Source organism: Lolliginicoccus lacisalsi (assembly GCF_014841105.1).
Lineage (GTDB): Bacteria > Actinomycetota > Actinomycetes > Mycobacteriales > Mycobacteriaceae > Lolliginicoccus > Lolliginicoccus lacisalsi.
Map to the genome: position 1 here is coordinate 279,298 of NZ_JACYWE010000003.1, position 22,152 is coordinate 301,449.

Here is a 22,152-nt window from a genome sequence, read left to right on the forward strand (position 1 = left end):
CATGGCCGGGGATCAGGACGGGGCGCCTGGGGATCCCCGGGCGCGGAACATGCTGGGCGAGGCTTCGAGCCCGTACCTGCGCCAGCACGCGAGCAATCCCGTGCATTGGCAGGAGTGGAGCAGCGACGCGCTCAAGTGGGCGCGCGAGCGGGACGTGCCGGTCCTGTTGTCGATCGGCTACGCCTCGTGCCACTGGTGCCATGTGATGGCGCATGAATCATTCGAGGACGAGCAGATCGCGGCCCGGATGAACCAGGACTTCGTGTGCATCAAGGTCGATCGGGAGGAGCGCCCCGATCTTGATGCGATCTACATGAATGCCACGGTCGCGATGACCGGCCAGGGCGGCTGGCCCATGACGTGCTTCCTCACCCCCGGCGGGGAGCCGTTCTATTGCGGCACCTATTTCCCGGCCCGGCCGCGCGGCAACATGCCGACGTTCCCGCAGGTGCTCGCGGCGATCTCGGGCACCTGGCAGAACCGGCGCGAGGATGTGCATCGCGCGGCGGGCTCGGTGACCGAGGCGCTGCGCGAGAACGCGGGCGCGCTGCCCGCGGGAGAGCGACTTCCTGATGCGGCGATGCTCGACGCTGCGGCGGCCGCGGTCATCGCGGATGAGGACACCGCGCGGGGCGGGTTCGGTGGGGCGCCGAAGTTCCCGCCGTCCGCCCTGCTCGAGGGCCTGCTGCGCCACCACGAGCGCACGGGCGAGGGGCTGCCGACGATCGAGCGCGCCGCCTCGGCCATGGCGCGCGGCGGCATCTATGACCAGCTCGCGGGTGGTTTTTCCCGGTATGCGGTGGACGCCGAGTGGGTGGTGCCGCACTTCGAGAAGATGCTCTACGACAACGCGCTGCTACTGCGGTTCTACGCGCACCTCGCCCGCCGCACGGGCGATCCCCTTGCCGCGCGGGTGGCGCGGGAGACCGCGGGGTTCCTGCTGAAGGATCTGCGCACCCGCGAGGGCGGATTTGCCTCGGCCTTCGACGCGGACACCGAGGGCGTGGAGGGCCTGACGTATGCGTGGACGCCGCAGGAACTGATCGATGTGCTCGGCCTCGAGGACGGTCTGTGGGCGGCGAGCCTGTTCGCGGTCGGCAGCACAGGCACGTTCGAGGGCGCGCAGAGCGTGCTGCAACTGCCCGGGGATCCCGATGACGAGGAGCGCTTCGCCCGGGTCCGCGCCACCTTGCGTGCCGCGCGGGACGAGAGGCCGCAGCCGGAGCGTGATGACAAGGTGGTCACCGCCTGGAACGGGCTCGCCATCACCGCGCTCGTCGAGGCCGGGCTGGCGCTCGACGAGCCGGACTACATCCAGCAGGCGCGTGTGGCTGCCGAGTACTTGCTGGCGACCCACGTGGTGAATGGTCGGCTGCGACGTGCTTCGCTGGGCGGCTCGGTCGGCGACGCTGTCGCGGTCCTCGACGATCATGGAGCGCTCGCTGTGGCTCTGCTCGCGCTCTACCAGGCCACGGGCGATGATCGCTGGCGGGTTCGCGCGGAGGAGCTCGCTGACATTGCTCTCGCGCGCTTCGCGGATGCCGAGGCTCCGGGTAGCTGGTTCGATACCGCTGATGATGCCGAGGCGCTTCTCGCGCGCCCCCGCGATCCGCTGGACGGCGCTACCCCCTCGGGCGCATCGACGATCACTGAGGCATTGCTCACGCTCGCGGTCGTCGCAGGGCCCGAGAAGGCCATCCGGTACCGCGAGCATGCGGAGGCATCCCTGGCGCGGGCGGTGCTGCCGATCGAGCGAGCACCCCGCTCGGCGGGGCATTGGTTCGCGGTGGCCGAGGCCGCCCTGCATGGCCCGATCGAGGTGGCGATCAGCACCACGAGCGGGCGGGACGGTGGATTGCTCGCGGCGGCCCGGGAGCAGTCACCGGGAGGCGCCGTCGTGGTTGCTGCCGAAGCGGGCAGCACGCCGCCGCTGGCCGACCGCCCTGCCGTGGACGGCCAGCCAGCGGCCTACGTGTGCCGGGGCACGGTATGCCAGTCGCCCGTGGGCGACCGCGATGCCCTCGCTGCGCTGCTCACTGCTTTCGACGGCTGATCACGGCCGCGGCGAGCTCGTCGAGCAGGCTCTCGGTGGTGGCGAGGTCCATGCAGGCATCGGTCACCGATTGGCCGTAGACGAGCGTGCCCGGTCCAGGCTCCTGGCGGCCCGCGACAAGGAAGCTCTCGAGCATCACACCGGAGATGCCCCGGTTGCCCGACGCGACCATCGCGGCGATCTCCCGTGCTACCTCGGCCTGGCGGATGTGGCTCTTGCCGGAGTTGGCGTGGCTCGCATCGACCATCACTGATGCTGGCAGGCCTGCCTTGGCGAGCAGCGCTGCGGCTGCCTCGATATCGGCCTCGGAGTAGTTGGGGCCGCCACGCCCGCCGCGCAGGATGACGTGTGTATCCGGGTTGCCGGTGGTCGAGACCAATGCTGCCTTGCCGTCGACGTCGGAGCCGAAGAAAACCTGTGCTGATCCCGCGGCGCGGCAGCCATCGATGGCGACCTGCACGGTGCCGTCGGTGGCGTTCTTGAAGCCGATCGGCATCGAGACCCCCGACGCGAGCTGGCGGTGCACCTGGCTCTCGGTGGTGCGGGCCCCGATGGCGCCCCAGGTGACGGTGTCCGCGATGTACTGGGGGCTGGTCGGCTCGAGGAACTCGCAACCGACGGGCAGGCCCGTGTCGAGCACGCCGAGCAGGACCGAGCGGGCGAGCCGCAGGCCGCGCGGGATGTCGTACGACTCATCCATGCCCGGATCGTTGATCAAGCCCTTCCAGCCGACAGTGGTGCGGGGCTTCTCGAAGTACATGCGCATGACGATGCGCAGCTCATCGCGGTGGGCGTGGGCGATCGGCGCGAGCCGCTGCGCGTAGTCGAGCGCGGCCTCGGTGTCGTGCACCGAGCAGGGGCCGGTGACCACGACGAGGCGGTCATCGGTGCCGTCGAGGATGGCTCGCACCTCGTCCCGGCTGGAGGCGACGAGGCTCGCGCGCTCGTCACCGAGCGGCATCTCCTCGAGGATCTCGCGCGGGCTAGGCAGGGGCGAGATGGAGCGGACGTGCACATCGCTGGTCGAGGCGCGGGGACCGCCAGTTTGGGTGGCGCGCTGGATATCGTCGCCGAGGGAGAGTGACATCGTGGGCCTTTCGTTGATGCTCAGGCGGCCACACGTGGAATGCTCATCCCGGTGCCCGCCGGCTAGCGGACGGAAAGCCAGCAGGGCGAGGTGCCTGCGGCTTGGGCTCCGGATGAACAGTGATCGTCAGCGCGTGAATCGACCACCAGCTCCACCCGGAGCCGGTGTAAAGCGCCAATACGACCTGACATGGATCATGCCCACGACCATAACGCAGGATCTCGGTTTCGTCATCTTGGTGGCGCGCGCCACACCGCCCGCGGCCGGGCTCAAGCCGCTCCGCCGCTGGTCATCCGGTGATGTCGCGGCGAGCGAGCCCCATCGCGGCGGCGATGAGCAGCGCGACGGAGATGGCGAGCAGCACCCACGGAATGCCCGTGGCGGGGTAGTCGGCGACGTGGGTGAACGGCGTGAGGTCGCGCGCCCAACCCGGCAGGCGCAGGACGGGACCGAGGATCGCGGCGATCGCGGCCGCGGCGTAGGCCAGCCAGGCGAAGCCCGCGAGGCGGGGCGCGGCGGCGGCGAGGGCGAGCGCGAGGGTGCCGAGCACGAGCGCCGGCGCGGCCTGGACCAGTCCGCCGGTGATGATGCTTCCGGTGGCTGACCAGTCGTTCCCGCTCGCGCCCGCGCCGAGCGCGAGCGCGATGCCGCCGACGAGGCAGGTCAGCACGGCAGCGAGGAGCGTCGGGAGCGCGTAGTGCGCGAGGATCCGGTGCCTGCGCAGCGGCGCGACGGCAAGGAGCGGGAGCCGGCTGGCTCGCTCGTCGGCGTGCAGGCGCAGCGCGACCGCGGTGCTGCTGCCGGCCGCGAGGATGGCGAGGATGATCAAGCTGAAGGCGAGGAACGCCTCGGTGAGGGACTCGTCGCCGTAGGCCGCCATGACCTCAGCGGTGCCGTCGGAGGTCCCGGCGATGGTATCGATGCTGGGCACGATCGAGCCGAACGCGGCGAACGTGATCGCGGCGGCCACGGCCCAGGCAATGATGGTTCCCCGCGCGAGCCGTAGTTGCAGGCCCGGCAGCGTCCCAAGCAGCGGCCCCGCGCTCGCGGGCCCGGGCCGCGCGGCGAGCAGTCCTTGCCCGAGGTCGCGGCGCGCGTTGATCGCTAGCGCCAGAGCGAGGAGCGCGGCCGCGGCGACGAGCGCGCCCGCGAGCGGAGCGGGATAGTTGCCCGCGAAGGGCTCGCTGGCTTGTGCCCAGCTCAGCGGGGATGCCCAGCCGAGGGGCATGTCCGTGGTGTCGTGGACCGCGCGCACGGCGAAGGCGATGCCGAGGGTTCCGAGCGCGAGCCTGCGCGCCGCGGGGGCATTGCTGGCCACCTGCGCGGCGAGCAGCCCGAGCATTCCGAAGAGGATCCCGATCGACGCGACAGCGGAACCGAACACGAGTGATCCGGCGCGATCCGCACCTGCTACGACGAGGGCGAGGCTGATGGCGGTGCCGAGAGCGAGCTGGTTGGCGGTGACGAGGATGGCACCGGCCGCGAGGGGCGCGCGCGGACCGATTCGTCCGGCGAGGATGAGTTCCCACGCGCCGGAATCCTCGTGGGCGCGGGTGGCGCGGATCCCGAGCAGGATCGCGCTGGCAGCGACGGCGATGCTGGCGAGCCAGCCGGCCTCGTAGACGGTGATGCCGCCGATCGTGTCGAGCCCGCGTGGCGGGCCGCTCATGGCGATCTGGGCAGTGATCTCGCTCGCGGTGCGCGCATAGGCGGCGCGATCATCGGCGGTGGGGTAGAGGGAAACGATGGAGCGGGCGCCGAGCCAGACGAGGGCGGGCAGGGCGAGCAGCCAGATGGCCATGCGTGTCCGGTCGAGGCGCAGGAGCAGCCGGACCAGGGTGGCGGTGCCGGTCATCGGTCGCTCCCGGTGGAGGTGTAGTAGCTGTGGAAGAGGTCCTCGAGGGTGGGGGGCGTGCAGGACAGCTCGAGCAGGCCCGCGGTGTCGAGCTGGTTGATGGCAGCAGGCAGCCCGGGGGCCGAGATGTCGAACTCGGTGCGGTGGTTGCCGTCGTCGGGGGTGATCGCGAGGTTCGTGATGCCGTCCGCGTCGTCGATCGCGGGCCGGGCGCGGGTGCGGGCGATCACGTGGGAGCGGGCGACGCCGCGGAGCTCGGCGAGCGACCCGGTCTGCACGGTGCGGCCGTCTCGGATGATGGTGGTGGTGTCGCAGAGCTGGTCTACTTCGCTGAGGATGTGGCTGGAGAGCAGGACGGTGGTGCCTTGCTCGGCCGCGGCGGTGACGCATCGCGCGTACTCGGCGTGCATGAGGGGGTCGAGCCCGGTGGTGGGCTCATCGAGCACGAGCAGGTCCGGGCTGGCGGAGAACGCGGAGATCAGGGCGATCTTCTGCCGGTTTCCCTTGGAGTAGCCGCGGATCCGCTTGCGGGGGTCGAGGCGGAATCGCTCGATGAGCTCGGCGCGCTTGCGGGCGCTGGTTCCGGGGTTGGCGCGCGCGAGGACCTCGAGCGTCTCGCCACCGGTGAGGCTGGGCCAGAACGCGACGTCGCCGGGGACGTAGGCGGTGCGGCGGTGGATGTCGAGCGCGTGGGTGGCGGGATCGTGGCCGAGCACGGCCACGGTGCCGCCGGTGCGCCGCATGAGGCCGAGGAGGATCCGTATGGTGGTGGATTTCCCGGCGCCGTTGGGCCCGAGGAAGCCGTGGATGGATCCGGTGGCGACCTGGAGGTCGAGCCCGGCGAGGGCGGTGAAGCGGCCGAAGTCCTTGGTGAGCGCGGTCGCGTCGATGGCGAGCTTCATGGTGGCTCCTGCTGGCGAAGCAAATGGTCAGTCACTGTCAAATGACAGTGACTACCAAAAATGTAGCGCATTGGACAGCAACCTGCAAGTGACTTTCAGAATTCGCTAGCATGGTGCCATGAGCCCCACCACGCACCGTGAACCCGGGCTGCGCCAGCGCAAGAAGGCCGAAGCCATGCGCCGCATCCAGCACGCCGCGCTGGACCTCTTCGAGGAGCAGGGCTACCAGAACGTCACCATCGAGCAGATCGCCCGCGCCGCCGAGACCTCACCGAGCTCCGTGTACCGCTACTTCGGCACCAAGGAACAGCTCGTCCTGCATGATGACTACGATCCCCAGCTCCTCGCGTTCCTCGCCGCGGCCCCCGGAACCGTCGTCGAGGCGCTCGAGGCGATGCGGGCGGGAATGGCCGCCATCATGGCGGGCTGGGAAAGCGGCGAGGTCGACGACATCGCCCGGCGGCTGCGCGTCATGCTCAACGAGGACAGCGTTCACGCTGCCATGACTCTCCAGATGGCCGAGTTCGAGTCGTTGATCCGCTCGGCCCTCGACGCGCGCGGCGCGGCGGGCGGGGCAGGGCTGCGGACCCGGATGATCGCCGCGATGGTGGTCGCCGGGCTCGTGGCCGCGATCCGCCACTGGGCCGACACCGGATACGACGATCGCCTCGCCGAGTTGCTCGACGAGGCGATGGCGACGATCATCCGCGCGGTGCGCGCGATCGAGGGCTGACCTCGACGCGCGGGCGGGCTAGCTGAGGGCGACGAGCCAGATCGCGATGTAGTGGCAGAGCGCGGCGATGACGGTCGCGGCGTGGAAGAACTCGTGGTGGCCGAAAGTGGTGGGCCATGGGTTCGGCCACTTGGTGGCGTAGAGCACCGCGCCGACGCTATAGAACGCGCCGCCCACGGCGAGCAGCACCAAGGGGGCCACCCCGGCCTCGGCGACGAGATCCGGAATGACGAAAGCGACCGCCCAGCCCAGCAGGATGTAGAGCGGCACGCCCAGCCATGCCGGCGACCGGGGCCACAGCATCTTCTGCGCGACCCCGGCGAGCGCGCCGGCCCAGACCACGGTGAGGATGAGGCGACCGGTGTCCTCGGGCAGCGCGAGCATGCAGAACGGCGTGTAGCTGCCGGCGATGAACAGGAAGATCATCGAGTGATCGGCCCGCTTCATCCAGATGCGCTTGGCGGGAGACTTCCAGGTCACACGGTGGTAGAGCGCGCTCACCCCGAACAGGGCGGAGAGCGTGACGCTGTAGATCGACACCGCGAGCAGGGCGCGCGAGTCCTCCAGGGCACCGACCACGGAGACGAGGGCGATGCCGGTGAGGATCGAGATGCCGAACGCGTAGAGATGTATCCACCCGCGCATGCGCGGCTTGAGCGGCTTGAGCGCCTCGACGATCGATGACATGGGAGCCGTCGCCTCCTTCAGGGCTGTTCGATCGGGCAGGAACGCTAGTTACGGTAGCGTAGGTTACGCAGCAGTAACTTATTATGTGGCGCGATCAACCCGTCGTCAATCCATTCTCCTCCTCCCGAGTCGCACAATGCCGCCGAACAAGCGGCGTAGGCTACCTCACCGTGGTGATCGAATCGTGAAGCAACCGTCCACAACGGTGTACCGGCTCTATGAGCAGCGACTCCTCCGGAAGCTCGAAGGCATGCAGCGCCCCAAGCACATCGCCGTCCTCTGCGACGGAAACCGCCGCTGGGCACGCGCGGCAGGATTCACCGACGTCAGCCACGGCTACCGCATGGGCGCCCGCAAGATCGCCGAGATGCTCGAATGGTGCGACGAGGCCGGTGTCGGCCTCACCACGATCTATCTGCTCTCCACCGAGAACCTCCACCGCGACCCTGATGAGCTCGCCGCTCTCCTCGAGATCATCACCGACGTTGTCGAGGAGATCTCCGGCCCCGGGAAGAACTGGCGCGTCCGCGTCGTCGGCGCCATGGAGCTCCTCCCCGAGGCAGCCGCCCACCGCCTCCAGGAAGCCGCCCGGCGCACCCGCGGCCGCACGGGCACCCACGTCAACGTCGCGGTTGGCTATGGCGGCCGCCAGGAGATCTCCGACGCCGTGCGCGCGCTGCTCGCCCGCGCCATCTCCGACGGAAAGTCCGGCGACGAGCTCATCGATTCCCTCACCGTCGAAGGCATCGCCGACCACCTCTACACCTCCGGGCAGCCCGACCCCGACCTCGTCATCCGCACCTCCGGCGAGCAACGCCTCTCCGGGTTCCTGCTGTGGCAGAGCGCCTACTCCGAGATCTGGTTCACCGAGGCCTACTGGCCCGAGTTCCGGCGCGTGGACTTCCTGCGCGCCCTGCGCGACTACGGCGCCCGTCACCGGCGATTCGGCCGCTGACCAGCACCGGCGGCGCGATCACAGCTTGCGCAGCCGCAGCCTGTTGATCCGGTGGTTGTGGTCCTTGCGCAGCACCAGCGTCGCCCGGGGACGAGTCGGCAGGATGTTCTCCACGAGGTTCGGATAGTTGATCGACGCCCAGATCTCGGACGCCTTCGCGCGCGCGTCCTCATCGGACAGCGACGAGTAGTGGTGGAAGTGCGAGCGCGGATCGGCGAATGCTGTCTTGCGCAGCGTCAGGAACCGCTGGATGTACCAGTCCTCGATGTCCTCGATGCGCGCATCGACGTAGATGGAGAAATCGAACAGGTCCGAGACCATCAGCGTCGGGCCTGTCTGCAGCACATTGAGGCCCTCGATGATCAGGATGTCGGGCTGGCGCACCACATGCCGCGCCCCGGCCACGATGTCATAGGCATGGTGGGAGTACACCGGCGCCGAGACCTCCGCGGCACCCGACTTGACCTCGGTGACGAAGCGCAGCAGCGCGCGCCGGTCATAGCTATCAGGGAACCCCTTGCGGTTCATGATGCCGCGCCGCTGCAGCTCCTTCGTCGAATGCAGGAATCCATCCGTGGTCACCAGGTCCACCCGGGGGTGGTTCTCCCAGCGCGCCAGCAGCGCCTGCAGCACGCGCGCCGTCGTGGACTTGCCCACCGCGACACTGCCGGCGACGCCGATGACGAACGGGACCTGCTGGTCAGGGTGCGCCTCGCCGAGGAAGGTCGCGGTGGCGGCGAACAGGCGCTGGCGGGCCGCCACCTGCAGGTGGATCAGCCGCGACAACGGCAGGTAGACCTCCTCCACCTCTGCTAGGTCGATCTGCTCGCCGAGTCCGCGCAGGCCGCGCAGCTCATCCTCGGTCAGCACCATCGGCTGCGACTTGCGCAGCCCTCGCCATTGGTCGCGGGTGAACGCCACATACGGGCTCGGCTCGCTCATCGACAAGCCCCCTCGCTGGCGTCGTGCCGGGCGCCGGACCTGGATGCCGTGCGCTCACCGATGTTCGAACTGATCGTCAACTCCTCGTGCTTGGCCCGATGCCCTGCCCACGCGGCCCTACAGGCAGATCCTAGCCCCTGCGACCCGCTGCGCATCCAGTACCTCGGCCGCCATGGCCGCGTTGCCGATATCGTGGACGATCATGGACAGCGCGGCGCCCACGGACGGACTCGTCAACGACTACCTGCGGCTCGGGCTGCGGTTCGACAGGATCGAGGAAGGCTTCGTCGATGCCTACACCGGCGATCCCGCGCTGCGGCGCGAGGTCCTCGATGAGCCCGCGCCCGATCCCGCGCGCCTCGCCGCCGAGGCCCGCCGCCTCCGCGCCAATGTGGACCAGAGCGATCTGCCCCCGCAGCGGCGGGAGTTCATCTCCACGCACCTGCGCGCGCTCGAATGCTCCGGGCGCAAGCTCGCCGGCGAGGAGGGCGCCTTCATCGACGAGGTCCGTGACTACTTCGATGTCGAGATCGGGCTCGGTGACCCAGATCAGTACCGGCAGGCCCACCGCGATCTCGACGCGCTGCTCCCGGGCGCCGGGGATATCGCCGACCGGATGCGCGCCCACCGGGCCAGCGAGGAGATCCCGCCCGAGCGGCTCGAGGAATGCGTGGCGGCCTTCTCCAGCGCGCTGCGCGACATCGTACGGACCCGCTTCGGACTGCCCGCCAGCGAGCAGGTCGTGTTCGACGTCGTCACCGACAAGCCCTGGTCGGGGTTCAACTACTACGAGGGCAGGTTCCGCTCCACCGTCGCCATCAACGCGGACCTGCGGCAGCACACCTCCTCGCTGCCGCACCTGATCGCGCACGAGGCCTACCCCGGCCACCACACCGAGCACTGCCACAAGGACATCGCCCTCGTGGAGCAGGGGCAGGCGGAGCAGACCATATTCCTGGTCAACACCCCGCAATGCCTGATGGCGGAGGGGCTCGCGGACCTCGCGCTGCGCGCCGCCACCGGGGAGCAGTGGGGCACCTGGGCACAAGAGATCTACGCCGACCTGGGCATCCGGTTCGATGGCGAGCGCGCGCAGCGCATCGCGACGGCGGCGTCCGGGTTGCTGACGGTCCGCCAGGATGCGGCGATCATGCTGCATGACCGGCACGCCGATGCCGACGAGGTGGCGGCGTTCCTGCAGCGTTGGCTGCTCATCACGCCGCAGCGCTCCCGCCAGACCCTGCGGTTCCTCACCTCGCCGCTGTGGCGGGCGTACGTGAGCACCTATGTGGAGGGCTACCAGCTCCTGCGCGACTGGCTGCGCCTCGACGTCGCGAGCACCCCGGAGCCCGGGCAGGCAGGCAAGGGGGAGCGGTTCGCCCGGTTGCTCGACGAGCCGCTGCTCCCGGGCGCATTGCGCGCCGATCTGGCCCGGGCCGGGCGCTGAGCCGTTCGCCGCGGGTCGGTTGTGGCGGGTTTCACCGGGGCTGCGAAGTTCCGTACACTTGGTCAGGCTTCGCGCGATCGACGTCGCCACGAACGAAAACCCCAGGAGATTCACTGATGACTGCTGCACCCGTTGCCGCTTCGAGCTTCACCGCTTCGCTCGCGGAGGTCGATCCCGACGTCGCGGCGGCGATGGCTGGTGAGCTCGCGAGGCAGCGCGACACCCTCGAGATGATCGCCTCCGAGAACTTCGTGCCCCGCGCGGTGCTGCAGGCACAGGGCTCCGTCCTGACCAACAAGTACGCGGAAGGCTACCCGGGGCGCCGCTACTACGGCGGCTGCGAGCACGTGGACGTCGTCGAGAACCTCGCGCGCGACCGCGCCAAGGCCCTGTTCGGCGCCGAGTTCGCGAATGTGCAGCCCCATGCGGGCGCGCAGGCCAACGCTGCCGTGCTGCACGCGCTGATGAAGCCGGGGCAGCGGCTGATGGGCCTCGACCTCGCCCACGGCGGGCACCTCACCCACGGCATGCGCCTCAACTTCTCCGGCAAGCTCTACGAGGTCGGCTTCTACGGCGTCGATCCCACCACCTTCCGTGTGGACATGGACGCGATCCGCGCGAAGGCGCTCGAGTTCCGCCCCGAGGTCATCGTCGCCGGCTGGTCCGCCTACCCCCGCCAGCAGGACTTCGCCGCGTTCCGCGCCATCGCCGATGAGGTCGGCGCGAAGCTGTGGGTGGACATGGCCCACTTCGCCGGCCTCGTCGCAGCGGGCCTGCACCCCTCGCCCGTGCCGCACGCCGATATCGTCTCCACCACCGTCCACAAGACCCTCGGCGGGCCCCGCTCGGGACTGATCATGGGCACCAAGGAGTGGGAGAAGCCCATCAACTCGGCGGTGTTCCCCGGGCAGCAGGGCGGCCCGCTGATGCATGCGATCGCCGCGAAGGCCGTCGCGTTCAAGATCGCGGGGACCGAGGAGTTCGCGCAGCGCCAGCAACGCACCCTCTCCGGTGCCCGGATCATCGCTGAGCGCCTCACCCACAGCGACGTCGCGGACAAGGGCATCACCGTCCTCACCGGCGGCACCGACGTGCACCTCGTGCTCGTTGACCTGCGTGATTCCGAGCTCGACGGCAAGCAGGCCGAGGACCTCCTCCACGAGGCCGGCATCACCGTCAACCGCAACGCCGTGCCGTTCGACCCGCGCCCTCCGATGGTCACCTCCGGCCTGCGCATCGGCACCGCCGCGCTCGCCACCCGCGGATTCGGCGACGCCGAGTTCAGCAAGGTCGCCGACATCATCGCCCGCGCGCTCACCGGCGCCGCCGATGTCGACAAGCTGCGGGGCGAGGTCAGCGCGCTGGCCAAGGACCTCCCGCTGTACGAGGGCCTCGAGGACTGGCGCCTCATCGGCTGACAAGCACTTCCGAAGGCGGCGAAACCACAGGTGAACGGTGGTCTCGCCGCCTTTTGTAACGGTTCACCCAACGTTTACCGTCATGCCGTCACCGCGACAACGAGCGACCGGTACCGTCGCCGTTGTAGGCCACATCACGTGCCTACCCGGGAAGCCCTGACCGCCATCACGAAAGGGTCGGCACCCGACCCGGCGCGCGGACCATCCCGGCCACAGCGAGACCGCCCACACTGGTGCGCGTGGGCAAAGGAGCGCCCGTGACCGTGACGAACACTGCACGTTCCGTCCGCACATATGTCCTCGACACGTCGGTCCTGCTGTCCGACCCGAGGGCGCTCGCGCGGTTCGACGAGCACCACATCGTCCTGCCCCTCGTCGTGATCGGCGAGCTCGAGGCCAAGCGGCACCACCCCGAGCTCGGCTGGTTCGCGCGGGAATCCCTCCGCACCCTCGAGGATCTCCGCACCGAGCACGGACGGCTCGACAGCCCCGTGCCCGTCGGCACCCAGGGCGGCACCCTCCGCGTCGAGCTCAACCACATCGATCCCGACGTGCTGCCCACCGGGTTCCGCACCGAGACCAACGACTCCCGCATCCTCGCGTGCGCGCTCAACCTCGCCGCGGAGGGGCAGGATGTGGTGCTCGTCAGCAAGGACATCCCGCTGCGCGTGAAGGCCGGGGCCGTGGGCCTGCGCGCCGACGAGTACCACGCCCATGACGTCGTCATCTCCGGCTGGACCGGCATGACCGAGGTCTCCGTCGACCGCACCACCATCGACACGCTGTTCACCGCCGGCGAGATCGATCTCGACGAGGCCCGCGAACTGCCCTGCCACACCGGGCTGCGGCTGCTCTCGGCGCACTCGAGCGCCCTGGGCCGCGTCACCGCCGACAAGACCGTCAAGCTCGTCCGGGGCGACCGCGAGGCCTTCGGCCTGCACGGCAGGTCCGCCGAGCAGCGCATCGCCCTCGACATCCTCCTCGATGACAGCGTCGGCATCGTCTCACTCGGCGGCCGCGCGGGAACCGGCAAGTCCGCGCTCGCGCTGTGCGCCGGGCTCGAATCCGTCCTCGAGCATGGCCACCACCGCAAGATCGTGGTGTTCCGCCCCCTCTACGCCGTCGGCGGGCAGGAGCTCGGCTACCTGCCCGGCAGCGAGAACGAGAAGATGGGGCCGTGGGCACAGGCCGTGTTCGACACGCTCGAGGGGCTCGCGAGCCCGAACGTGATCGAGGAGGTGCTCTCGCGCGGCATGCTCGAGGTCCTGCCGCTCACCCACATCCGTGGACGCAGCCTCCACGATTCGTTCGTCATCGTCGACGAGGCGCAGTCGCTGGAGCGCAACGTGCTGCTCACCGTGCTCTCCCGGCTCGGAACCGGCTCGCGCGTCGTGCTCACCCACGATGTCGCGCAGCGCGATAACCTCCGCGTCGGCCGGTTCGATGGGGTCGCCGCGGTCATCGAGAAGCTCAAGGGCCATCCCTTGTTCGCGCACATCACCCTGACGCGCAGCGAGCGCTCGCCCATCGCGGCGCTCGTGACCGACCTGCTGGAGAGCTGACCCTCCACGATCGAACCAGCACGATCCACGGCCCCGGGAAGATCCCGGGGCCGTGGCTCCTGCTACTGGGGCGATCCGCTGGGGGAGCGGCGGCGCCTGGCTACTCCTCGCCGGTGAGGTCGTCGCCGGGCTCCAGCGGGGCGGTGGTGCCGAGATCATCAGCAGGTGCTTCGCCGAACGACATCGTGTCGAGCTGGTCGAGGCTGCCCGACTCGGACAGGGTGGCGAGGATCGTGTCAAGCATCCCGGTCGAGACCTGCCCGAAGATCTCGCCGAAGACCTCGTTCAAGGCATCGCCACCCACGATGCCGAGCAGGTCGAATCCTCCATCGAGGAATGCATCCAGCATTGGCCGCTCCAATCGTTGTCCGCGCTTTGCGATACTGGCCGAGCTCACACGGCCGCTCCAGCATTGGTAGCACGCCACCGCGCCGGTTCCGGGCGCCTCAACCGGAACGCAACGCAGACGAGACCTCCTGTGCATCAACGGCTGCCCGGAAGTGGACCACGTCCACCACCGGGCAGCCAGGAGCTATGCGTCGTGCTTACTTGACCTTCGCCATCGCCAGCACATCGAGGCGCTTGTCGAGCTCGGCCTCGGACAGCTTCTCCGGCACCAGGCCGCGGTCGATCACCGCCTGCCGGATCGTCTTCTTCTCCTTGAGCGCTTCCTTCGCGACCGCGGCGGCCTCCTCGTAGCCGATCGCGCTGTTGAGCGGCGTTACGATCGACGGCGACGACTCCGCGAGCTCCTTGAGGTGCTCGGTGTTGGCCACTAGGCCGGCCACGCAGCGATCCGCGAAGATCCGCGACACGTTCGACAGCAGCGTGAACGACTCGAGCACATTGCGCGCCATCATCGGGATGTAGACGTTGAGCTCGAACGCGCCATTGCCACCGCCCCACGTGACCGCCGCATCATTGCCGATGATCTGCGCGCCCACCTGCGTCACTGCCTCGGGGATGACCGGGTTGACCTTGCCCGGCATGATCGACGAGCCCGGCTGCAGGTCCGGCAGCTGGAGCTCTCCGAGGCCCGTGAGCGGCCCGGAGCCCATCCAGCGGATGTCGTTGGCGATCTTGGTCAGCGACACCGCGATCGTCTTGAGCGCGCCCGAGGCCTCCACGAGCCCATCCCGGGCAGCTTGCGCCTCGAAGTGATCAGCAGCCTCGCGCAGCTCCGACAGGCCCGTCGACTTCTTCAGCTCCTTGACGACCTTCGCGCCGAACTTGTCCGGAGCATTGAGCCCGCTGCCCACGGCGGTGCCGCCGATCGGCAGCTCGCCCAGGCGGGGGAGCGTCGCCTTGACCCGCTCGACACCGGCCTCGATCTGCCGGGCGTAGCCACCGAACTCCTGGCCCAGCGTCACCGGCACCGCATCCATCAGGTGCGTGCGGCCGGACTTCACCACGTTCTTCCACTCCACGGACTTCGCCTGCAACGCCTTGTGCAGGTGCTCGAGCGCGGGGATGAGCGTCTTCACAGCGGCCTCGGTAGCCGCGAGATGCGTCGCCGTGGGGAACGTATCGTTCGACGACTGCGACATGTTCACATGATCGTTCGGGTGGACGGTGACGCCGTTCAGCGCGGCGATCGACGCGATCACCTCGTTGCTGTTCATGTTCGAGCTCGTGCCGGAGCCGGTCTGGAACACATCGATGGGGAACTGGTCATCGTGCTTGCCCTCGGCGATCTCGTTGGCCGCCGCGATGATCGCGTCGGCCTGCTCGGCCGGGAGCAGCCCGAGATCCTTGTTCACCTTGGCGCACGCGGCCTTCAGCAGGCCCATCGCGCGGATCTGCGTGCGCTCGAGGCCACGGCCACTGATGGGAAAGTTCTCCACCGCGCGCTGCGTCTGAGCGCGCCACAACGCGTCGACAGGGACATGCACCTCTCCCATGGTGTCGTGCTCGATGCGGTACTGCTGTTCAGCCACGGTTCCTCCGGGATGGTCGACTTTGCTCTCAGGCCTTGCTCTTCGTGCACAATACTGCTGCCCCCGCCCATCAAGGATGGTGAGGGCAGCGGGGGAGGCGGCGCACCGGGCGCCAGCGCCCCTCGCCGGCGATCACGGCAGCGGCGGGAACGCCGTGCCATCTCCCTCGAAATCAATGCTGGAGTACGACTTCAGCTTCGTCAGGCGATGATAGGCCTCGATCATCCGCACCGTGCCCGACTTCGAGCGCATCACGATCGACTGGGTCGTCGCGCCCCCGGCGCGGTAGCGCACGCCACGCAGCAGATCACCATCAGTGATCCCCGTCGCCACGAAGAAGACATTGTCGCCAGCGACCAGATCCTCCGTCAGCAATACCTGGTCGAGGTCGTAGCCGCGGTCAAGCGCCTTCTGGCGCTCGTCGTCATCCTTCGGCGCGAGCCGGCCCACCAGGGTGCCGCCCAGGCAGCGCATCGCCGCGGCCGCGATGATGCCCTCCGGGGTGCCACCGATGCCCATCAGCATGTCCGTGCCGGAATCCGGGCGGGCCGTAGCGATAGCGCCCGCCACGTCGCCATCCGAGATCAACCGGATCCGGGCCCCGGTCTCCCGGACCTCCTGGATCAGCTTCGCATGCCGCGGACGATCCAGGATGCACACCACCACATCGCCCACGCTCGACTTGTGCGCCTTCGCGACCCGCTGGATGTTCGCCTTCACTGGATCATTGATGTCGATGACATCCGCGGCATCCGGCCCCACCGCGATCTTCTCCATGTAGAACACCGCCGAAGGATCGAACATCGCGCCGCGCTCGGACACCGCGAGCACCGAGATCGCGTTCGGCATGCCCTTCGCCATCAACGTCGTGCCATCGATGGGATCGACAGCGACATCCACCTCCGGGCCGTCGCCGTTGCCGACCTCCTCGCCGTTGTAGAGCATCGGGGCCTCGTCCTTCTCGCCCTCCCCGATGACCACTGTGCCGCGCATCGTCACCGTGCTCACGAGCTGGCGCATCGCATCCACCGCAGCGCCATCCCCGCCTTCCTTGGCGCCCCGGCCAACCCACCGGCCCGCAGCCATCGCGCCCGCTTCCGTGACACGCACGAGCTCCAGCGCGAGATTGCGGTCAGGCTTGGGGTTCAGCAAAGGATCAGGGGTGGATTTGCCACCGGAAATGGTCGTCATGGACGAGGTGCCTCCCTCAGGTTTGTCGCCGCGCCCGGCGCCCCGAGAAGCGACGAGCCGACAGCGTCAGGATGTGCTCGCTCGCATTCTTCCAGAGAAACCCCACCCAAGTGGGCGGCAGGCGCAACATGTCGTGGCGGATGCAAGCACAAACCGCTGGCCCTGGGCGGACGGTAGCTGCGAGGCGACAGGCGCAGCCACGAGATGCTCGCCACTGCCGCGAGGCGCGTGGCGCTGCGATGCGGGATCCCGGCCGGAAGTTTGGAATACTGGGCCCCGTGGCGTCGAACAAACCCAGGATCCTGCAGAACCATCGGGACATGCTCCTCACGATGATCCCGCTCGTCATCCTCATCGCGCTCGTCGCCGGCATCTCCGGCTTGTGGAGCAACCCCGACCCGGCCCCCGTCGGCAGCATCGACGAGACGCTCGCCCTCGAGTACGACGCCACCGTCGTCGACTTCCCCATCCGCATCCCCGACGCGCCCTCGGAATGGCAGCCCAACTCCGGGCAGCGCGTCGAGCTGGAGGAGGATGGCGGCGGAACCGTCACCTGGATCGGCTACGTCACCGACGACAACCTCTACCTGCGCTACAGCCAGTCCGGCATCAGCGCCGAGCGGCTCGTGGAATACCACTACGGCGATGCCAGCAACATCATCGGCAGCGAGACCGTCGACGGCACCACCTGGACCCTCTACCGCGCCGGCAACAACGAGCCCATCTGGCTCGCCGACCTCGACGACGTGCGCATCGCCATGACCGGCAGTGCCACCGAGGCGCAGTTCACCACCATGGCCGAGGCCGTCATGGCCGCCGAGCCCCTCGACTAGAGCGGGGCCCGGCTGGGCTGCGCTGGCGGGCTCCGGCGGGCCTGGCTGGCGGCGCTGGGCGGTGCTGGCTGGCGGCCGCCGACGGGCTCCGGCGGGCTCCGGCGGGCCTGGCTGGCGGCAAAAGCACTGGAAAGCGCCAAACGCGATAGAAATACCACCGGGTTCTCGGCCGCTTCTATCGCGTTTGCGGTTACTGACCCCTCCTGCGGCTACTGGCCCCTCCCGCGGCTACCGGCGCCCCTCCCGCGGTTACTGGCCCCTCCCGCGGCTACCGGCGCCCCTCCCGCGGCTACCGGCGGCCATCCCGTCGCTGGCGAGCGCGGCTGCTAGCGCGCCGCACCGCGGTCATTCCTTGTCAGGATCGCCCTCAGTGCTGCCCCCGTCGCCGTCCGCATCGGCGCGCGCCGCGATGGCGGTCTCGATGCGGTTGCGCGCGCCGGACAGATGCTCCTCGCAGCGATCAGCGAGTTGCTCGCCACGTTCCCAGAGGGTGATCGACGTATCGAGATCGAGGCCGCCTTGCTCCAGCACGCGAACGATGTCGACCAGTTCATCGCGGGCACGCTCGTAGCCAAGCGTGGCGGTCGCCGGGCGCGCCTGGATCTGCTCGGGGGTGATCTGCTCGGCCTGCGACATGATCGGGGACCTTTCGTTGTCGGTTCGGGGGGTGCTCGTGCTATTCGGAGCCGCGGGAGGTGGCGCGGAACACACCGTCGGTCACGCGTACCCGGACCTCGGTGCCCGCTGTGGCCTGCGCGACCGAGGTGATCACTCGTGCCGGGCCGTCAGCCGGGACTTCCTGCACTACCGCGTAGCCGCGTGCCAATGTTGCTGCGGGGCCGAGGGCGGCCAGCCTGGCCCGGACGTGCGAGATCTCGGAGCCCGCAACATCCAGGGCCCGGGAAAGCTCCCGGCGCGCGCGCTCGCGGTGCAGGGCGATGTCCTCGCGGTGCTGGTCGACCATCACCATGGGCGTGGCGAGGACGGGGCGCGTCCGTAGCTGCTCGAGCAGGCGTTCCTCGCGCACCACCCAGGTCCGCAGCGCCGAGACGCAACGGTCCCGAAGCTCCCGCACGAGCTGGCGCTCCGCCACCACGTCCGGGACCACCCGCTTGGCGGCATCGGTGGGTGTCGCGGCCCGTACATCGGCGACGTGGTCGCACACCGGGCTGTCAGGCTCATGGCCGATCGCGGACACCACGGGTGTCGTGGCGCTGGCGATGGCGCGGCACAGCGCCTCGTCCGAGAACGGCAGCAGGTCCTCCACGCTCCCGCCGCCTCGCGCGATGATGATCACATCGATCTCGGGATCCGCGTCAAGCTCCCGCAGCGCCTCCACGATCTGCGCCACCGCGCCCGCGCCCTGCACCGCGGTGTTCCGGATCTCGAACTTCACTTCCGGCCAGCGCCGCTCGCTCACCGACACCACATCGCGCTCCGCAGCACTCGCGCGCCCAGTGATGAGCCCGATCCGGTTCGGCAGGAACGGCAGCGGCCGCTTCAGGCGGGGATCGAACAATCCCTCGGCCTGCAGCAGTGCCTTCAGCCGCTCGATGCGGGCCAGCAGCTCACCAATGCCGACGGGGCGGATCTCGGTCACCTGGAGCGAGAACGTGCCGCGGCCGACATAGAACGTGGGCTTGCCCCACACCACGACCCGCGTGCCCTCCACTAGCTCGACCGGGGATTCCGAGAGAAGCCGGGGCGAGCAGGTGACTTGCAGCGATACATCAGCTGAAGGATCGCGCAGGGTCAGGAACGACGTCCGGGTGCCGGGGCGACGGCTGAGCTGCGTGATCTGGCCCTCCACCCACACGCCGCCGAGACGATCGATCCATTGCTTGATCTTCGTGGAAACGACGCGGACAGGCCATGGCTCGTCCGCGGAGCTCGCCCCCGCCGAACCGCTCGCCGTGGCCGAGACGCTGGCCGCGGTGGTGCGTGGCGGGGTGCCGCCGCTGGACTGTGCTGGGGAACTCACCCGGACGACAGTACAAGCCGGCACCGACATTGTCCGGATGCTCGCGCTATCACGAGTGGCGGTGCCGCTGCCTGCTGCGCCTAGCTGCCCGAGACGGTGGAGATCCGGTTGGCCAGCATGGTCTGGAACGGGGCGCGCGAGAACTTCTGCTCCTCGTAGCGCAGCAGCTCCGAGAGCTCGTCGCGCGAGAGCTTCCGCAGGCGGGCACGCAGCTGCGCGAGGGTGAGGGTGTCGTAGGCGATGCGCGCGGCGATCGCCGGAACGAAGACGTCGTTCTCGAGCGCGACGCTGATGGCGCGGCTCGAGGCTGCTGCGGCGGGGCGGCGGGGCGGCACGACAGCCTTGCCCGTGCTGACCGGCGCGGAGTAGAGCGCGAACCGGCCATTCGACGTTGACGAGGCGGCGGATGCGGTCACTGCCTTGGGGGCGGGCGAGTCGGTGGGCCGGGCGAGGGTGCTCACGCTGTCGCGGTCCTCGTCGAACGTCGCCCATTCCGGCTCGTCCTGCGGTGGGTAAAGCCACACGAAAGCTTGGTCACCCTTGATGGCCAGCTCCGTCATCTTCTGCTGCATCCGCATCGAGGTTTGCAGCACCTGGCTCACCGCGGTCATCGGGAAGGTCGCGGCGGTGCTGGGTAGTCGTCGTGTTTCCTCGACCAGCGTGACGGCGATGCCAGCCATGACTCGTGCGGCGAAAGGTGGGCGTCTCATGCTTCCAGCGTGCCCTATTGCCGCCGTGTTCTCTAGGAGATCCACTCCGACGTGTCGCGGGAACTTGCGGGCGCACCGTACCCTGGAGGCATGTCGTCGGCAGTGAACATGGGAATTCCCGGGTCCGTCAGCAGCGCCGCTTCCCCCGGGCAGGGAAAGCGGATCCTGCTCGCGGAGCCGCGCGGCTATTGCGCTGGGGTTGATCGCGCGGTCGAGACGGTGGAGCAATCGCTCGCCAAGTTCGGTGCCCCGGTGTATGTGCGCAAGCAGATCGTCCACAACAAGCATGTCGTCGAGACGCTCTCCGAGCGCGGTGCGATCTTCGTCGAGGAGGTCGATGAGGTGCCCGAGGGCTCCATCGTGGTGTTCTCGGCCCACGGGGTGGCCCCGACGGTCCATGCGGGCGCCAAGGAGCGCGACCTGCACGCGATCGACGCGACGTGCCCGCTGGTCACCAAGGTTCACCAGGAGGCCAAGCGGTTCGCTCGCGATGACTACGACATCCTGCTCATCGGCCATGCCGGGCATGAGGAGGTCGAGGGCACATCCGGGGAGGCCCCGGACCATGTGCAGCTCGTCGATGGGCCTCATGCCGTGGATGACGTGACCGTGCGTGACGAGAATCGTGTCGTGTGGCTTTCCCAGACCACGCTGAGCGTGGACGAGACGATGGAGACGGTCCGGCGCTTGCGGGAGAAGTTCCCCACTCTGCAGGATCCGCCGAGCGACGATATTTGCTATGCCACGCAGAACCGCCAGGTTGCAGTGAAGGCGATGGCCCCGGAATGTGATCTTGTCATCGTGGTGGGCTCGGCCAATTCCTCCATCTCGGTGCGGCTGGTCGAGGTGGCGCTCGATGCGGGGCTCGGGCGAGCTTCCTTGTTGACTACGCCAAGGAGAGCGACCCGAGCTGGCTCGAGGGAGTCGAGACGGTCGGCATCACCTCGGGAGCATCGGTGCCCGAGATCCTCGTCGAGGGTGTCATCGAGTACCTGGCCGAGCACGGCTTCGCGACGGTGTAGCCAGTGACCACGGCCAACGAGACCCTGGTCTTCTCCTTGCCCCGTGAGCTCCGTACCGCGCGCCGCAACGGCTAGTCCCGGCTGGGGTTCGCTCTTGTCCCCGGGCCCAGGGCCGACGCGCTGCTAGCCGCGCGGGTCGCTGGGGCCGTGCCCTGTGATGCCGGGCCTGTCGCTGCGGGGTTCATGCTGCGGGGAGCGCGGTGTCGCTTGCCCGTAAGTGCCGCCAGGGTAGTTGCCGGCACGTCCACCATGCTGCCTGCTCGTGCCCGCGCGGGGCGCTCCTGCCTGAGCAGATCCTGCCTGCGGGTACCCGGCGCGGGATGCCCCGGGCCCGCTGCTTCCGGGACGCTGGCTCGCGCGACCGGGCCGCTGGACGCGTCGCGGTTGCTGCGGAGTGCTCCGGGGCAGGAACAGCCGGATGCCACCGATCACCACGACGACTGCCGCCACGAGCAGCATGAGCGGGAACCGGGACACGAGCGGGATCACGAGGTCGAAGATGCGGGTGCGCAGGCCACCGGAGCTCTCCGGCACGATCACCTGGTAGGCAAGCGGCACGGCCGCGAACAGGATCAGCGGGGGCTGGGCCATCGCGGTGAACAGCGCGCGCTGCTGCACGAGGATGACGGCAGCGGTGCAGCCGAGGAAGTAGAACGCGCTGAACACCAGCGTGAGCTCATCGCCGCGGATCGCGTCGAGCACGACGCCGACGATGGTGAGGCCCACCGCGATGGCGATCGCGCCCCACCAGGGCACGCCTGAGCGGTGGGGGAGCAGGGAGCGCATCTCCGCGGGGACCGGGCTGGAGAACTGGCGGTTGTCAGGCACTCTCGCACC

At 69.2% G+C, this 22,152-nt stretch carries 19 protein-coding genes and 1 pseudogene; 8 read left to right on the plus strand and 12 right to left on the minus strand.

The annotated features are described in order from the left end of the window. Window position 1: 1 nt before the first annotated feature. Window positions 2-2,053, plus strand: a complete 2,052-nt coding sequence (locus tag HT102_RS06990) for a thioredoxin domain-containing protein (RefSeq protein WP_192038677.1) — start codon at window positions 2-4, stop codon at window positions 2,051-2,053. Here the strand turns inward: HT102_RS06990 and HT102_RS06995 are convergent. From HT102_RS06995 to HT102_RS07005, 3 genes are all read right to left on the minus strand, one after another. Then, window positions 2,034-3,140, minus strand: coding sequence for a 3-deoxy-7-phosphoheptulonate synthase (locus HT102_RS06995; RefSeq protein ID WP_192038678.1), 1,107 nt, complete (start codon window positions 3,138-3,140; stop codon window positions 2,034-2,036). The genes HT102_RS06990 and HT102_RS06995 overlap by 20 nt on opposite strands. A 289-nt stretch (window positions 3,141-3,429) precedes the next feature. Next, window positions 3,430-4,995 (minus strand): ABC transporter permease, encoded by a 1,566-nt coding sequence (locus tag HT102_RS07000; RefSeq protein WP_192038679.1) that lies wholly within the window; start codon window positions 4,993-4,995, stop codon window positions 3,430-3,432. Further along, the gene (locus HT102_RS07005; RefSeq protein ID WP_192038680.1) at window positions 4,992-5,897 is read right to left on the minus strand and encodes an ABC transporter ATP-binding protein; all 906 of its coding nucleotides are present in this window, start codon (window positions 5,895-5,897) and stop codon (window positions 4,992-4,994) included. Before HT102_RS07005 ends, HT102_RS07000 begins: the two co-directional genes overlap by 4 nt. A gap of 118 nt (window positions 5,898-6,015) precedes the next feature. Here HT102_RS07005 and HT102_RS07010 point away from each other — a divergent pair, with 118 nt between their 5' ends. After that, window positions 6,016-6,630, plus strand: a complete 615-nt coding sequence (locus HT102_RS07010; RefSeq protein WP_192038681.1) for a TetR/AcrR family transcriptional regulator — start codon at window positions 6,016-6,018, stop codon at window positions 6,628-6,630. An 18-nt stretch (window positions 6,631-6,648) separates the two neighbouring features. Here the strand turns inward: HT102_RS07010 and trhA are convergent, their stop codons facing one another. Next, complete coding sequence (gene trhA, locus HT102_RS07015) at window positions 6,649-7,317, minus strand: PAQR family membrane homeostasis protein TrhA (RefSeq protein ID WP_192038682.1); 669 nt, start codon at window positions 7,315-7,317, stop codon at window positions 6,649-6,651. Between the two features lie 184 nt (window positions 7,318-7,501). Here trhA and HT102_RS07020 point away from each other — a divergent pair, with 184 nt between their 5' ends. Continuing rightward, entirely contained in the window at window positions 7,502-8,272 is a 771-nt protein-coding gene (locus tag HT102_RS07020) for an isoprenyl transferase (RefSeq protein ID WP_333473322.1), read from the plus strand. 18 nt (window positions 8,273-8,290) lie between these two features. Here the strand turns inward: HT102_RS07020 and coaA are convergent, their stop codons facing one another. Beyond that, a complete protein-coding gene (gene coaA, locus HT102_RS07025; protein WP_192038684.1) occupies window positions 8,291-9,214 on the minus strand; it encodes a type I pantothenate kinase in 924 nt (307 codons plus the stop codon). A 202-nt stretch (window positions 9,215-9,416) separates the two neighbouring features. On the opposite strand from coaA, the gene HT102_RS07030 reads away from it, so the two are divergent. From HT102_RS07030 to HT102_RS07040, 3 genes are all read left to right on the plus strand, one after another. Next, the gene (locus HT102_RS07030; protein ID WP_192038685.1) at window positions 9,417-10,661 is read left to right on the plus strand and encodes a DUF885 domain-containing protein; all 1,245 of its coding nucleotides are present in this window, start codon (window positions 9,417-9,419) and stop codon (window positions 10,659-10,661) included. Window positions 10,662-10,777: 116 nt separating this feature from the next. After that, a complete protein-coding gene (gene glyA / locus HT102_RS07035; protein ID WP_192038686.1) occupies window positions 10,778-12,079 on the plus strand; it encodes a serine hydroxymethyltransferase in 1,302 nt (433 codons plus the stop codon). 257 nt (window positions 12,080-12,336) lie between these two features. Further along, complete coding sequence (locus HT102_RS07040; RefSeq protein ID WP_192038687.1) at window positions 12,337-13,641, plus strand: PhoH family protein; 1,305 nt, start codon at window positions 12,337-12,339, stop codon at window positions 13,639-13,641. Window positions 13,642-13,741: 100 nt separating this feature from the next. Here the strand turns inward: HT102_RS07040 and HT102_RS07045 are convergent, their stop codons facing one another. The 3 genes from HT102_RS07045 to glpX form a co-directional block, all read right to left on the minus strand. Beyond that, window positions 13,742-13,990: a hypothetical protein gene (locus tag HT102_RS07045; RefSeq protein WP_192038688.1), complete on the minus strand. Its 249-nt coding sequence runs from the start codon at window positions 13,988-13,990 to the stop codon at window positions 13,742-13,744. A gap of 196 nt (window positions 13,991-14,186) precedes the next feature. Beyond that, entirely contained in the window at window positions 14,187-15,578 is a 1,392-nt protein-coding gene (locus tag HT102_RS07050) for a class II fumarate hydratase (RefSeq protein ID WP_192038689.1), read from the minus strand. Window positions 15,579-15,710: 132 nt separating this feature from the next. Further along, complete coding sequence (gene glpX / locus HT102_RS07055) at window positions 15,711-16,769, minus strand: class II fructose-bisphosphatase (RefSeq protein WP_192038690.1); 1,059 nt, start codon at window positions 16,767-16,769, stop codon at window positions 15,711-15,713. A gap of 239 nt (window positions 16,770-17,008) precedes the next feature. Between glpX and HT102_RS07060 the strand changes: the two genes are divergently transcribed. Further along, window positions 17,009-17,602: a DUF4245 domain-containing protein gene (locus HT102_RS07060; RefSeq protein WP_225443335.1), complete on the plus strand. Its 594-nt coding sequence runs from the start codon at window positions 17,009-17,011 to the stop codon at window positions 17,600-17,602. Window positions 17,603-17,947: 345 nt separating this feature from the next. Here the strand turns inward: HT102_RS07060 and HT102_RS07065 are convergent, their stop codons facing one another. The 3 genes from HT102_RS07065 to HT102_RS07075 form a co-directional block, all read right to left on the minus strand. Beyond that, a complete protein-coding gene (locus HT102_RS07065) occupies window positions 17,948-18,238 on the minus strand; it encodes an exodeoxyribonuclease VII small subunit (protein WP_192038692.1) in 291 nt (96 codons plus the stop codon). A gap of 40 nt (window positions 18,239-18,278) precedes the next feature. Beyond that, window positions 18,279-19,583: an exodeoxyribonuclease VII large subunit gene (gene xseA, locus HT102_RS07070; protein ID WP_333473323.1), complete on the minus strand. Its 1,305-nt coding sequence runs from the start codon at window positions 19,581-19,583 to the stop codon at window positions 18,279-18,281. 80 nt (window positions 19,584-19,663) lie between these two features. Further along, window positions 19,664-20,293, minus strand: a complete 630-nt coding sequence (locus tag HT102_RS07075) for a lipid droplet-associated protein (protein WP_192038694.1) — start codon at window positions 20,291-20,293, stop codon at window positions 19,664-19,666. A 90-nt stretch (window positions 20,294-20,383) separates the two neighbouring features. Here HT102_RS07075 and HT102_RS07080 point away from each other — a divergent pair. Beyond that, window positions 20,384-21,390 (plus strand): annotated as a pseudogene (locus HT102_RS07080) (4-hydroxy-3-methylbut-2-enyl diphosphate reductase). A 48-nt stretch (window positions 21,391-21,438) separates the two neighbouring features. Here HT102_RS07080 and HT102_RS07085 read toward each other — a convergent pair. Then, on the minus strand, window positions 21,439-22,143 hold the full coding sequence (locus HT102_RS07085; protein WP_192038695.1) for a DUF6542 domain-containing protein: 705 nt from the start codon (window positions 22,141-22,143) through the stop codon (window positions 21,439-21,441). Window positions 22,144-22,152 lie beyond the last annotated feature (9 nt).